Raw genomic sequence first — 13,268 nt, forward strand, 5'->3', positions numbered from 1 at the left:
TTGATATTTGTGTGAAAACAATACAGTAGGTGGTATACGCTCTCTAACTTGATTCAAAGAAAATGGAGAGCAAGCGCCCTCCACGGAGTAGTATAGATTTCAATATTTAATGTGTTATTGCTTGAAGTGAATTTCATGGGTACAACCAAACCTTCAAGAGCCTGTACGGGTATGTAGGTAATTCCGTTAATGGCTTTTGGGGGAGTACTCAATGTAGAAGAGTTGCTATTCTAGAATACCATTTTTACTGTCAAACGGTGTGGTTACTTTGTACTTATCATTGGTTAAACCAAGCGTTCCACACCCAGGGTCATATGTAAATGAGGCACCTAGAGCTTTTGAAATGTCACGCAATGAACCAATTTACTTTCTTCATATCGTAGAAATCTGTTCCTAAATTCCACTTTCTTATCATTTACATAAACCTTTAAAGACGATTGTGTGTATTGAGGCTTAGTTTATTTTTGTTTTGTAGTTTTTGATGATATGAGGACGAACTAGAGCTATTGAATGACTTCGAACTTGAAATAGGACTTCCGCCATCATAATGATATTCTCCGTATTCTAGTCCCAATTTGGTACAATTGATCCAACATGTATGACCACCATTTTCATCGGTTCTACCTGGATGAGCTAACACACTTGTTGTACTTGATAAAAGCAAAAAAGATAATAGAGCACTAACCAGCAACTTTTTTTCGCGATTTTCACTGGTACTATTTTCCTGATTATCATATCATACAGTATCTGATAATTAAATATATGGTTACCATTTTCAATTGAACCTTGTAGAGATTTGGAACTGGGATTGAGATACCTTTCGGATAGTTTACCGATCCTATAGTTCCGTTAAGTTTCATATAAGTAAGAGATGATACCTGTTATTTCAAGCTAACATCTCTTACTTACCCCCTTATGAAGATTCATTTCTTATAGAATCCCTATATCTGATGCGTACTTTCTCTTAATCTAAGGGAAAGCAAATAAAGTAACGTAAAGGATTGGCTATCTATTGGTCTCTAAAATAAAGAAGGCAGCTAGATAGTATTCGTAAAATGAGGTCAGTTGTGCACACACCTAAGCAAACAGTTCCGTATAATTTGTAATGATTCTATACTCTTCTTTTCTTCTAAGTTTTGTATTAGCGTAGAGACAAAAAATACCGACCTTTCAACTTCAAAGGTCGGTTTACCCATATGGGAGAAGAAAACAATGGTTATAACTGCATTATCTCCACCCTATGAAGTTATATACCGTATTCTGCACTAACTCTATGTTTATTTGGGCAAATCAGTAATATCAACGTTCATATGTTCAGTAAGCATTAAGGTTACATCCACTTTCACCTTGCTCCATAATAATGTCATTTTATGAAGGTAACCTCTTACCGAATAATCTACCGTTAAACTCAGCTGAGACCTCTTTTCATCTATGATTTTTATATGATGTTCCTTTAAAATTTGTTTCGATTTGTACATCTCTAAAGCAATTTTCTTTTGGGTGCCGTCCAAGTAGTCAACATACACAGATTTCATCTTAAAGTTTGAAGCGTATATTTTTTGCTTATCTACCTCCAGCGCACCTAAAAGATAAGGGAGTTCTACCAGCCTCTTCACGAGTGAAAGTTCCTCAGAAGTCTGTCGCACCTTACACGCCTCCTTCTTCAAGTTTTACAGCGACCAATTGATCAAAATCGACCCATTCAAATCCATTCTCCATTTCAATTTTGATTTTCTTTCCAAAGGTACTGACTGAAGTGACGATCCCATGTATATACCGATTGCCTGACTCATTAAATACTTCAAAGGTTCCTTGTAATGTATAGTTGAGCGACATATCTATATGTTGTACAATAATCTCCCACTCATCTTCATGGATCAGCGGTTTCGCCTGATAGTGAATTTGGTTACGATGCTGTATAATTCGTTCTTTATGTTGTGGAAGCATCATACGGCTCGATTCCCATAATCCATTGGCCTCCAGTTTCTTGCTCATTTGTAATGCCCCCCAATTTTAGATGCTCGATCTATCGCTTGACCGGCAGCTGTAATGGAGCTCGTTCGTAGAATAGCAATATCGCCAAATCGATCCTTAATGTCGTCCATCACCTGATCAATGGCCCGTTTCTGTTCTTGATCATCAAAAAAAGATAGTTGATATGTATCCGCGTTGGATAATTGAGAAAGGGATACACCTACACGGCGCACCGGTTGCCCATCCCAGTGTTGATGGAATATGCGCTTGGCTATCTTGCACACATCAACAGTTATGTTTGTAGGATCAGACAGTTTAACCTGCCTGTGAAAACCAGTGGGGTGGTCAAAATCCGCTCCAGATACACTCATAGATACGACACTACCCATCAGTCCCTTTTTGCGGGCTCTTCTGCATACTTCTGTACAGATATCGAGAATAACCACTTCGATCTCCCAAGCCTCTGTGAAATCTCTAGGCAGGGTCATTCCGTTTCCGATATCTTTTTGTGTACTGTGCGTGTTGACGGTTACCGGCGAATTGTCGAGTCCATTTGCGACTAGCCAGATGACTTCTCCATTAACACCCCACTTACTTCTTAATTTGGAAAGAGGCGTATTTGCCAGGTCTTTAATGGTTCGGATGCCCATCTTCCACAGATGTTTTTCCATTCTTGAGCCTACCCCCCACATATCGCGGATGGGCTTATCTCCAATGTGGAGGTGTAATTCCTCTTTCTTTAAGTGGAAAATGCCACCCTCAGCTTTTTTAGCAATCATATCGCAGCACAATTTACTGATGATTTTGTTTTCACCAATGCCAGCTCTCGCGTAAACGCCTGTTTCATTATAGATTTTGTCGTGAATTTGCTTGGCTAAATCGATTGGATCATCACCGAATAGATGCATAGACCCTGTAAAATCAGTGAATAATTCGTCAATACTGTACGGTTCGACCAGATCGGTGAACTCCTCAATAATGGACATGATTTGAGTGGATACTTCGATGTACTCTTGCATGTGTGGTTTCACAATGATCAGTTCAGGGCACTTCTGAGAGACTGCCAAAGTGGTTTCGCGGTAGATACACCTTTAGCTTTGGCTAGTGGACAAGCGGCAAGGATAATTCCAGAACGCCTTGCTGGATCTCCAGCGACGGCGAGAGGCCTATTTTTGTATTGAGGCATTTTTGCCTTTTCGACTGAAGCATAAAACGACTGCATGTCGATGAGCATAATAGTTCGCTGCTTAGCCAACACTGAAATCACTCCTGTACATTTAAGAACGTATGTTTGTATATATTATAAACCGAACATATGTTCTTTATGCAAGAGGTAAATATTTATATTCTTGCGAGATAAGGTCATGGGGAGCAATACGGCCTCTTGTTGCGTTTAGTTGTGGATTACTCGTGTTTTGGTATGAACACCTGCAGGATCGATCAGATAAACAATGGATTTTCATCTCAAACTGGAAATAATTCACCATGCTCATTAGGCAACGCTATCTTGGCTTTTTCATCAAGAACTTCATCTTTCATTGACCATTAGATCCAAATAGATTGCATCAATATCCTCTTTAGTTTTCTATCTTTAAAGATGTCTCATTATGGAATTTAAACTCTAGTACACCACCCAAGCCGAAGATAACGCTATAATGTGAATGTTAATATGCTCAACATATTCTCTGCTATGAAATATGGACAGTATCCTTTGTATCTTCGTCCTTTACTATCGGCGTACTCCTTTGACATCCTTCGTCTACCCAAGCTTTTTCACGAGATATAAAAGGAGATAGCCATGGTTTCAATCAAGAAACGTTGCCATTCAAGGAAAAAAGTTTTGTCATCAGTAGCTCCAAGATCAAGAACACTTGGATTCTTACCCCCGATGGACAGGTCGATCCCCCTGTCCATGACCTCGCTTTCCCAGTAAGAACGGAATGCTTTTACCGTAGTTGCATCTTGGATTCATGCGTATATCCATCCCATTCTGGATATAAATCTGCAGAAAACGTATCAACAGGATACATTCTGAATGGGCTCAATCCAAGAACTGAATGAGTCACCTTGGTTAGGCTTCAAGAGAGTATCTTGCATATTTCTCGACATCTTTCAGATCATTCTCATCGATAGCTGTTACCGAACAGTTCAGTTTGGCTATTCCATTCTTGATGACGCGGATTGCCCTTCCTAGCTCCGACAGCTTCCTTAAGTTCGCTGTAGTACGTTTAGGTGCTGGCTGGTTTTTACCTTTACGCATTTTACTCCGTATGGAAAAGGATAACTCTCTGTCATTCGGTCGTTCATTTTTCACTCTGCCAGTTAATTAACCATGATTTTTCCCTCAATCGCTTACCTCCTTTCTGGCAAAACAAAAAGAAGGCAGGAAATGTTTCCTTACCTTCTCCCTTTGGTCATACTTTTATGGATTTATAATGTCATCGACTTACTATGCTGTTACTACGGATTTACTCAAAGTCCTCATACTTTCATCACCACCCCCAACTGTGGAATAAACCAAAGAAGCCCCTTAAAGGGACTTCCTATTCTTAAAGGTAAGACGTTCGACTTGGATTAGGCCAAGTGGAGTAAGTTTAACCCCCGTCATGACCACATCTTCCGGTATAAGCCTGTTATATCCACCCCAAGCCCATGCCCGACGAGGGACATAAATCAACCCTTTTTTGTTCAGCTGAAACAGGGCCTCGATGAAATCATCTGCTTTCCCTTTACTTGAGAAGCGGGTATAAACTTCTTGCTTCTCCTCCTTATCGGCAAGGTGAAGCAGGACTACATCTTTGAATAACATTTTTCATTCCTCCTATATTGGATTGTACTACCAATATAAGAGGAGCTACTCTTAATTTAACATGCCTACGTAATTCACGATTCATCATCCTTCTGAAGCTATATATCCAGTTCGATGAGACGTTCCAGATCCTGAACGGTCTTCATCATTATATGTCCAGCCTGCAGATCTTTAACCCATTGGGCGATAGCTACCTTGACGATCTTTCTGTACTGCTCTTTACTCTCGAGGATACCTTCCATTACAGCGAGTTCATGTTGCAATAAATCTTCACCTGGTGTTCTCATGCCTACTCCTCAGCTTTCCGTTTTGATGGAATGCGAGATAGCGGATATTGTCGATACAGCTGCGCACAGCAGGCCACTATCTCAGCCGGGGGTACCCTCGGTGATGGGGAGGACATTACTGTGCCCTCCCTTTTTATTTTTTGATTAATGGACGTAGATAAAAGAAAACCACCTTTACAGTAGGTGGTAAACTCACACTATGGAATTAAGGAAGCCTGTGATGAATAATAAATTTTTTAAACCCATGAAAAGATTAAGGCAATGGCAAGTAAACAGTTAACAATGATACTTAAAATCATAGTAAAACTTCTCCATTGTGGTGCCGATTTTTGTATAGGATTCACAAGTATTGCCAATTCATCTTTTAGTTCATGGAGAGCTTCGTTTAACCAGAAAATATGAGTACTTATTATTTCCTCTAGTGTCTTAATTTCCTTATATCCGAAATCTTCAGACTCAATAATAGAAAGTTTAACATTTCCTTCTTTATCATGTTGTCTCATAAGCTCCCAGATAGATGCTGTAAGCATGTAGACATGATGTACTTCGTTATCCATTATTTTCTTATCTAAAAAAGGGGAAGCTTTTGCTATTACTTTTCTAAAAGTATCATCCACACTCTTAAACCCTTCTTTTATTATTGATCTAATTCCTTGATCTGATTGATTGCCGAGAGTTAATGTTTCAGCCGTCAATTCAAATATATCAACGATGGTTATATGCAATGTATCAATTTTTCTTTCTAGGTATTTTTCTTCACCCTTTCTATCTAAATTGGTCTTCCACATGGAATATTCTACGATTTTGTTAATGATCAGAACGATCAAGGTAGTCCCAGCAACAATAGCAGCACTTAATAGCGGGATAAGTTCTTTGTCCATAATTTACTCCTTCAAGTTTATCAAAGAATAATTTACAATTGTTTAATTATCTTAGCTTGATTTAAAGTTTCTTATCAATTCTTCTAGTTCAGTTTCAGACAGTTCATCTAAACCAAGCAATTTACAAGCTTCATCACCTAGTGGAGTTAAATCCATAAGTCCAGGTATAACTTCATCCCAACCAAACATTTTATTAAACGATTTTTCCTGTAGATCTTTCCATGTTACCCCCGGTTGCCCCTTCATCCAAGAAAGCGTATTAGGAGCGCCGTAAGGCAGCCGTTTCTCCAGGTAAATGGTCAGGTACTTTGGCTTCTTCACTGGAGGAAAAACTGAGAGTAACGTGGTCTCCAGAACAAATCACCGAACGACTCCGTGCGGATAGTCTGCCTGTAGTCTCCTTCAAAACCATCTATCGCTGGATCTACGCAGGACTTATGGTTCAGGGTACATTACAGGTCCTACGTCACAAAGGGAAGCATCAGAAATCCGCAGAAAATCAGGGTAAATTCACCATTGGCAAAACCATTTCGGATCGTCCGAAAGAAGTCCGCTCCCGTGAAACGTTTGGACACTGGGAACTGGATACCGTTGTATGAAGTCGTGGGAAAAGTAAAGGCTGCATAGGAACACTCATTAAACGTAAAACGCGTCTATACACCGCTATTCTCATGTCCAATCGTACCACATTGTCCATGGAGGTCACGCTTGGTGTAGCGATCTTACAGTACCCCACAGGGACGTTCCTCACGGCTACAGCTGACCAAAGCAAGGAATTTGCTTACTATGTCAATCTTGAAACAACCCATGCCCTGCAAGTTTATTTTGCTGATTCGTATTCACCCTGGCAACGTGGATCCAACAAAAATGCGAACGGGTTGCTTCGAGAGTTTTCCCTAAAGGTGCCGATCTTGCGGGGGTGGATGATGATGATCTTGCCCATTCACTCGATCTAATCAATCACAGACCCCGAAATTGTTTGGGTTGGAAGACGGCTCACGAATCTTTTGCAGAAGAACTGTCGCACTTGGTTTGACAATCATCGGTTATTAATTTTCATCATGTTTAATTTATTAATGCATCTGTTAGATTATAGTGCGACTAGCTTGACACAAGAAATTGGTTGCTTAGATCAAAAAAAGCCGCTATAATGGCGACTTTGAATGGAACAATGTTCTTGTGCCCAACTGATATTAACTATAAATATTCTTAATAAACTCATCCAAATATTCATGGAATTCGTTGATTGTTTTCGAATTTTCGACCTTATCATCCAATAACTCTGAAAGATTGTTTATTTTATTCGCTAATGGTATAAGCCTTCCATTACTAGTACCACTCTTTTTACCTACTTCATAATCTGCCTGGTATTTTAATAGTAAACTTCGTTTTTCTTCAAGTTCTTCCAGTTCAATCATAATATTCAGATATTTTTTCTGAACCGTACCTAAGGTAAATGCCTTCTCATGCTCCTTAACATAGTTTAGTCTTGTGATACGTCCACTAACAGGAAAGGGATATGACATTAATCCCAGAAGCCGCCTAAACTCCCTAGCTAAATATGTTACTGAATCTTTTAATTCTTGAAGATTCTTTATATCAATAGTTCCAATTGAAAATCTATCTGTCCATGCGATCAATATGTTTTCCATGTCTCTTCTACTAAGGTCTTTACGATAAATTGGTAAAACATCAAATTCATTTAATAATGCCTTAGTTCTTAATTCTACTTCATTTGCTTGTAAAGGAATATTATTCTTATTATAGAATTGATGTAGCAGCTTATAGGCAAGAGCCTCTAACGATTGAAAATCAAATTCCCTAAAAAAGATCTTTGAAGAATCCACACTCTGCTCAAGAAATTCAAAACCATTTAACTCTTGATCTCGGACCTCCCTATTGTTAATTCGAGAAACTAGTTCATGGCTCTTCTTATGAAGCGGTCCCACAATATGTAGTTCATACAAATTCTCAGGAGAATGATTTTCTTTAATTAACTCATTCAAAAAGGACTTTATTTGAGCTGGCATCATCGGAATTTCCGTACTTTTCACTTGTGCAATTTTATGTTTAGCGTCTTTTAAATCCCATTGAATGTCGATTTTGTCTGTTATTTCTTCATGTTTTTCTGGTTCAATTCGAACTATATCCCAATCGTCTCTTGAAATTGACTCCAAAACGGCTATCATCCCTTGGGCCTTTACACCCTTAATTGTATCTCTGCCACCCATGTCTTCCCCTCCATTTATCATTTTTTCTTTATTGTTAACTAAACGTTTCATACACAATGACTAAACTAATCACAAACAAGATACAACTATTGGATTTAATAAGTTTCTTCTTCTCATGTCTTCCCACGCCCATATAACGACCTACATTTGATTGGTAGATGTTATTCTCATTCTGGCAATAGTAAAATGTTCTTGTCTCTCGACACTTTTCTGAAATTTTATTCGCTACTCTCGCTCATATATCGAGAACCTCTAACTCCGTCGAACCGGTCGTCGTAGATCCAGCGGTTCCCTCCTAATAGTGCTAAAAACTCACCTAACACAGACATTCTACTATATTATTAAGGTAAAAGAAAGGTTTCCACTTGTCTATAAATTAACCAGACACTTGCCATCCCAGATGTCTAATATAGCAAAATCAATTGCAATCCAATCTTTAGGAGTATAATGTTTTCTATTTTATCTTCACGTATTCGAATCTCATCTCTAGGATCAGACATATTCGTTACTTCTTATTATTTTATTTATACATCAATAGTACACGATTGTATTTTTTACTGAATATGGTATTTGGAGTAGAAATTTTATTTTTCGGTTTTTGCTATGTACTCATCCTCTTTAGGTCTTCAAACGCTCTTATCGCTAAGTAGTGAGGGTTTAAACTGAATCAAACCTCGCATTCAAATTCAATGGTTGTAGTCAGTTGACATTGTCGAGAAATTATCGGCAGCCTTTTTCGTATCTTTATAATTCATGACGTCACTGCTTTAATGTTGTATAACATAAGCGGCTATTAAGGAATGAATGGTGTTCGCATGCTGCGTCAAAGTCGAGAGGTACAACAAACCTACGAGTTCGTCTCGATTGAAGAACTGGTTCTGGAAAACCATATGCTACGTAAAATTTATCGATATATCGACTTGTCTTTCATCATCGATAAAAGAGTACACTACTGTATTGTGAAAATAATGGTCGTCAGCCATTGACCCAACACTCCTTTTTAAGATGATTTTCCTCAGTTACATTTATGGTATTCGCTCTGAACGTCAGCTTGAACGCGAAGTCCAGACGAATCTCGCTTACCCCTATTTTTGGGACTTGGACTGACGGAATCGATTCAAGCTTATCGTCGATTCCCCATGATATTTTCGATGAAATTGTGTTACAAGCAATCTCTCACAAAATGGTGGGCGGGCGTGTGCTCTTCTCCGATCCCACATATATAAAAGCTAGTGCCAACAAACATAAGTACATGAAACAAGAAGTGCTGTAAAACACAAAAGATTATGTAAATGAACTGAATGAAGCGGTAGAAGCAGACCGAAAAGCACACGAAAAAAGCTTTGAAAGAACGAGAGGAGGTGGAAGAAACGAAGGAAGTGAAGGTGAGCACGACCGATCCCAACAGCGCTACATTATACGTGACGGCAAGCCGGAAGGTTTTTTTTATCTGGACCACCGTACGGTGGACAGCAAGTACAATGTGATTACCGATGTCTATGTAACGCCAGGAAATGTGCATGATTACGTGTCATACATCACACGCTTGGACCGACAACGTGAGCGATTCCGTCTTCCGGTGGAAGCTGTGGCGTAGACTCCGGTTATTTGACCTACCCGATCTGCAAAGGTTTGGAAGAACACCAGATTTACGGCGTTAATTGCATACCGAAGATTCATGCCCTTAAAAGGTTTATTTCCCAAAACAAAATTTAAGTACGATGCCCACTCAAGTACCTAACCTGCCCGCAGACCAAGAGCTACCTTGCCGCACCACAGACCGCCAAGGCTACCGATAGTACGCGTCAGATCCAGCGATCTGCCTAATCTGATCGTTTCTCACCCCCTGCACACGCTCGGCGAACCAGCGAAAAGTGTTGACCCGCCATGTTTGGGATGATAGCAAAGAAAAAAATACGGAAAACCTTCTGAGCCGCTCGGGTAAGCAGTTATACGGCAATCGAAAAGAGACGATTGAGCGAAGCTTTGCCGATGCCAAAGAACTGCATGGCTTTCGCTACTTTAAGGCTGTGTGGACTCGTGAATGTGACAGAGCAGTCACTCCTAACTGCAGCCGCCCAGAATATGAAGAAGGTGGCGAACCACCTCAACCGGCAGAACAAGAAGACCTAAACGGCCTTCTTGTTCTGCCGGTTGAGGAAAATACGAGTACTTAGATAACAAAGAAACCCGACTCTCGAAAGAGAACCGGGTTTCTAGACAATCTGAGCACCCTGATGGATGCTCATTATCATCTATTATTGCGAGTCGGTATGATTGAAGTATAGATACAGACTCTCTAAAACAATATTTCCGTCATCGTCAATTTCCTTGTCAAAGCAAGCTTGAGAATATGTCCCTCTCCAAAAGCTTCCGTTTGAGTATCTTAGGTTTAAAACAGCTCCCTGAGTAAATGTATGTAGAACTACTCCCGCATCTTCACGGTCTTCCCAAGCTAACTCTCCATTCCCATCAGCATTAACATAAACAACTCTAATCATAGCTACACCCCCTTTGGGATTTATCCTAACATATCAATCTAATGTTTTATAGGTTGTTCCTACTTGAGACAATCAAGCCGTTAAAAACTGAACTCATCATCTCATCTTCCCATACACAACCTTTGCATATCTCAGGCTGCTTGTTGAGGCGAATGAGTATCTTCTTCCGTCTTCTGCTGAACAATCCTATTCCTCCAATAAAAAAAGCCGATCCGCAAAGGAACGACTTTAATGTGCTATGTATGTTGTTGGCTTTATTCCTCAAAACATAGTCGAAAATGATTCACTCTCATTGCTTGTAATTCTCTTATGCACTCGTCTTTACATTTCCCGTTTTCTTTGAAGCCGACAACTTTTCTTTCATTGCGAGCAACATCTCAACGAGTTCATCCCGAGCAATCAGCCTAACCCCGTTTGATTTAGCAAGCTGATATGCCTGTTCAGTATAGTTGCTATTTGTAACAACCCATGCTCCATTTGCTCTGTAGTGTGCCTTAGCTCCTTGAACCTCTTGGACAGCTTTTAAGCCAACATTTTTTTTATAACGTTTAGCTTGTACAACGATTCGTTTTCCATCTTTGGAGATAACCAGATCGGCGCCATAATCACCTGCAGCTTTTGTCACTTCTGCCCTATACCCTTGTGAACGAAACAGATGTCCAAGATAGTGTTCAAACTGCACCCCATCCATTTTATCGATCTCGGCAATTCCCGACCTCTTCAGTCGTTCAGCACGCTTTTGTTGAATGATAGCCATTAAAACAATAATCCCAACAACTCCAAGAGATCCAACGACAAGTGACGCTTGCCAAGATTTTGTTAAAGAATATGTCCCTACAATACCTCCCAGCATTGCCATTCCGGCTAATCCTTGGAACAGCTCTTCTTCCTGTTTCGCCTTACTTTTCCTTCTTGCCATAACTTCTCCCCCAAGCATTTAAATTGTACTAAAACATAATTCGACACTTGGGACTAATTTCCTGCAATGAATAGAAATAGTGAGATGAGGAACGCCTGGTAAGCTGCATGTGCAGCTTTGTGTTTCATTCACGCCTTTTTTATGCTCCAAATGTAGCCCGAAAAATGGTCTTGTGGGGTTTAACATAGTCTCAAGATAGGTCAAGTTTGGTTCGAAATTTTATAGCGAATATACTATTTTATTAAAAGTAAAACGAGCCCTAAATTCTTTAAGGCTCGTTTTACTTTTCAGTTTATTCAAAAGTTACACTCTCACTTTTATTATTCCAATCAATTTTAAATATGATTGGATCTTTGGTTTTCTCAGAATCGGTCACCAATCCAGAAATCTTAAATGGTGTTTCCTGTGTCGCATAAGCCTTACCTTCTTGGTCGATATTCGTACCAGTTACACCATATACTAGATCATTTATTTGCGTCTCATCCCCAATATATGTGATGCCAAATGACCCTGTTGATCTCTGGAATGCGACATCCCAATGCTCACTTTTAATATGCTTAATATCACCATTTCCACATGCTCCTAATACAATCAAAAGAAAAGTTAAACAAATAACTAATGATAATTTTCTTCTCACATTACATCCCTCCTATCTAATAATAACCTAAAATGTGTATTTTGATTCAATATATGATACCTCGGTTAATTAAGAACCGGAACAACAAATCCAAAATTTAGGAGGAACAAGATGAGAAACAGAAAGAAGTTATTTAGTTCGTTATTAGCAACAATGATGTTATTTTGCTCCGTATCTGCTGCAGCCGCTTCACCAAACGAAGAAGTATTTCCAAATGATTCAACCGTTCCAGAAGGCTTCAAAGTAATTAAGGAATATGATACCACTGACGAAAGTAATAAAGTTGATATGCAAGTAGAAGGGCGTAGCTTCAACCCTGAAAATGAAATTAATACTAATAATTTTAGTACATCCCAATCTATCAACGCTACAGAAGAAGTAGATTATGATATTCTAACAAACGAAACATATATCTACAGAGATTTACAGAATATTGAAACAGGCGAAGTATTAACTCAATTTAAGACCGATATGGTAGTAGAAGCTGACCCCTTTCATTGGACAGGCGGTAACAAAAATAGCGACAATACAGTCAAATTAACAATTACATTGTACTACCATTCACAGACTAAAAATCGTTTCATATACAACGGTTTGGATAAAGCATACTATCGGTATGATAAAGGTACCAATTGGAACATAAATAATGCTATACCCTCAGGTACAAATTCATGCCAGTTAACCCAAATTGGTCCTGGAATCGACACAAAAGCAAAGAAACAAATCTCTAATTGTTCTCAAAATGGTGGTGCTATAGATTTTGGAAAAACTTTCTTAACAACTGCTCCTTCAGGTTGGATCGATGTTCAAGATGGAGGATTGGCATCAGAAGTTGGCATTAAAGTTCAAGCGGGTTTTCTAAATCAGTCAAATGACAATAAGATTTTCAACTATGGGTGGGATTTGAAAATTAGAGGTCAAAGTCCTATTTGACGTTTTTACGTGGGAAGCTAAGATCCAATTGGATCTTAGCTTCCCACATTTTTTAGGTTAGGATGAAACTTATGCTTCCAATGCACCCATCTACAA

The 13,268-nt window shown here is 39.2% G+C and carries 12 protein-coding genes and 3 pseudogenes; 3 read left to right on the forward strand and 12 right to left on the reverse strand.

The window, feature by feature from the left end; genetic code table 11:
- Positions 1-427: 427 nt before the first annotated feature.
- The 8 genes and pseudogenes from BLS69_RS24335 to BLS69_RS32285 form a co-directional block, all read right to left on the reverse strand.
- Positions 428-640: a YHYH domain-containing protein gene (locus tag BLS69_RS24335; protein WP_256332419.1), complete on the reverse strand. Its 213-nt coding sequence runs from the start codon at positions 638-640 to the stop codon at positions 428-430.
- A gap of 637 nt (positions 641-1,277) precedes the next feature.
- Positions 1,278-1,646, reverse strand: coding sequence for a YhjD family protein (locus BLS69_RS24340; RefSeq protein ID WP_091037412.1), 369 nt, complete (start codon positions 1,644-1,646; stop codon positions 1,278-1,280).
- Position 1,647: 1 nt separating this feature from the next.
- Positions 1,648-1,995 carry a YolD-like family protein gene (locus BLS69_RS24345; RefSeq protein WP_091037418.1) on the reverse strand — a complete coding sequence of 116 codons (348 nt, stop codon included), beginning with the start codon at positions 1,993-1,995 and terminating at the stop codon, positions 1,648-1,650.
- Positions 1,992-3,208: pseudogene (locus tag BLS69_RS24350) on the reverse strand (DNA polymerase IV). Before BLS69_RS24350 ends, BLS69_RS24345 begins: the two are co-directional and overlap by 4 nt.
- A 1,296-nt stretch (positions 3,209-4,504) precedes the next feature.
- A complete protein-coding gene (locus BLS69_RS24360; protein WP_091037424.1) occupies positions 4,505-4,783 on the reverse strand; it encodes a hypothetical protein in 279 nt (92 codons plus the stop codon).
- A gap of 98 nt (positions 4,784-4,881) precedes the next feature.
- Positions 4,882-5,070: a hypothetical protein gene (locus tag BLS69_RS24365; RefSeq protein WP_091037427.1), complete on the reverse strand. Its 189-nt coding sequence runs from the start codon at positions 5,068-5,070 to the stop codon at positions 4,882-4,884.
- Positions 5,071-5,306: 236 nt separating this feature from the next.
- A complete protein-coding gene (locus BLS69_RS24370) occupies positions 5,307-5,951 on the reverse strand; it encodes a hypothetical protein (protein WP_091037432.1) in 645 nt (214 codons plus the stop codon).
- A gap of 51 nt (positions 5,952-6,002) precedes the next feature.
- The gene (locus BLS69_RS32285) at positions 6,003-6,272 is read right to left on the reverse strand and encodes a hypothetical protein (RefSeq protein ID WP_176872949.1); all 270 of its coding nucleotides are present in this window, start codon (positions 6,270-6,272) and stop codon (positions 6,003-6,005) included.
- On the opposite strand from BLS69_RS32285, the pseudogene BLS69_RS24375 reads away from it, so the two are divergent.
- Positions 6,260-6,907: pseudogene (locus BLS69_RS24375) on the forward strand (IS30 family transposase). The gene BLS69_RS32285 and the pseudogene BLS69_RS24375 overlap by 13 nt on opposite strands.
- Before the next feature lie 237 nt (positions 6,908-7,144).
- Here the strand turns inward: BLS69_RS24375 and BLS69_RS24380 are convergent.
- On the reverse strand, positions 7,145-8,182 hold the full coding sequence (locus BLS69_RS24380; RefSeq protein ID WP_091037435.1) for a hypothetical protein: 1,038 nt from the start codon (positions 8,180-8,182) through the stop codon (positions 7,145-7,147).
- 815 nt (positions 8,183-8,997) lie between these two features.
- Here BLS69_RS24380 and BLS69_RS24385 point away from each other — a divergent pair.
- A pseudogene (locus BLS69_RS24385) lies at positions 8,998-10,315 on the forward strand (IS1182 family transposase).
- 125 nt (positions 10,316-10,440) lie between these two features.
- Here the strand turns inward: BLS69_RS24385 and BLS69_RS24390 are convergent.
- From BLS69_RS24390 to BLS69_RS24400, 3 genes are all read right to left on the reverse strand, one after another.
- Positions 10,441-10,683, reverse strand: coding sequence for a hypothetical protein (locus tag BLS69_RS24390; protein WP_091037438.1), 243 nt, complete (start codon positions 10,681-10,683; stop codon positions 10,441-10,443).
- 307 nt (positions 10,684-10,990) lie between these two features.
- The gene (locus BLS69_RS24395; RefSeq protein WP_091037442.1) at positions 10,991-11,602 is read right to left on the reverse strand and encodes a restriction endonuclease; all 612 of its coding nucleotides are present in this window, start codon (positions 11,600-11,602) and stop codon (positions 10,991-10,993) included.
- Positions 11,603-11,894: 292 nt separating this feature from the next.
- Complete coding sequence (locus BLS69_RS24400; RefSeq protein WP_091037444.1) at positions 11,895-12,239, reverse strand: hypothetical protein; 345 nt, start codon at positions 12,237-12,239, stop codon at positions 11,895-11,897.
- A gap of 111 nt (positions 12,240-12,350) precedes the next feature.
- Here BLS69_RS24400 and BLS69_RS24405 point away from each other — a divergent pair, with 111 nt between their 5' ends.
- A complete protein-coding gene (locus tag BLS69_RS24405; protein ID WP_091037446.1) occupies positions 12,351-13,172 on the forward strand; it encodes a hypothetical protein in 822 nt (273 codons plus the stop codon).
- Positions 13,173-13,268 lie beyond the last annotated feature (96 nt).

The sequence above is a fragment of the Paenibacillus sp. CF095 genome (assembly GCF_900101225.1).
Taxonomy (GTDB): domain Bacteria; phylum Bacillota; class Bacilli; order Paenibacillales; family Paenibacillaceae; genus Paenibacillus.

Coding starts and splice junctions, on each gene's coding strand:
- BLS69_RS24345 (WP_091037418.1), bottom strand. CDS start 1,995: ATGAGCAAGAAACTGGAGGCCAATGGATTATGGGAATCGAGCCGTATG.
- BLS69_RS24370 (WP_091037432.1), bottom strand. CDS start 5,951: ATGGACAAAGAACTTATCCCGCTATTAAGTGCTGCTATTGTTGCTGGG.
- BLS69_RS24380 (WP_091037435.1), bottom strand. CDS start 8,182: ATGGGTGGCAGAGATACAATTAAGGGTGTAAAGGCCCAAGGGATGATA.
- BLS69_RS24405 (WP_091037446.1), top strand. CDS start 12,351: ATGAGAAACAGAAAGAAGTTATTTAGTTCGTTATTAGCAACAATGATG.
- BLS69_RS24395 (WP_091037442.1), bottom strand. CDS start 11,602: ATGGCAAGAAGGAAAAGTAAGGCGAAACAGGAAGAAGAGCTGTTCCAA.
- BLS69_RS24365 (WP_091037427.1), bottom strand. CDS start 5,070: ATGAGAACACCAGGTGAAGATTTATTGCAACATGAACTCGCTGTAATG.
- BLS69_RS24360 (WP_091037424.1), bottom strand. CDS start 4,783: ATGTTATTCAAAGATGTAGTCCTGCTTCACCTTGCCGATAAGGAGGAG.
- BLS69_RS24390 (WP_091037438.1), bottom strand. CDS start 10,683: ATGATTAGAGTTGTTTATGTTAATGCTGATGGGAATGGAGAGTTAGCT.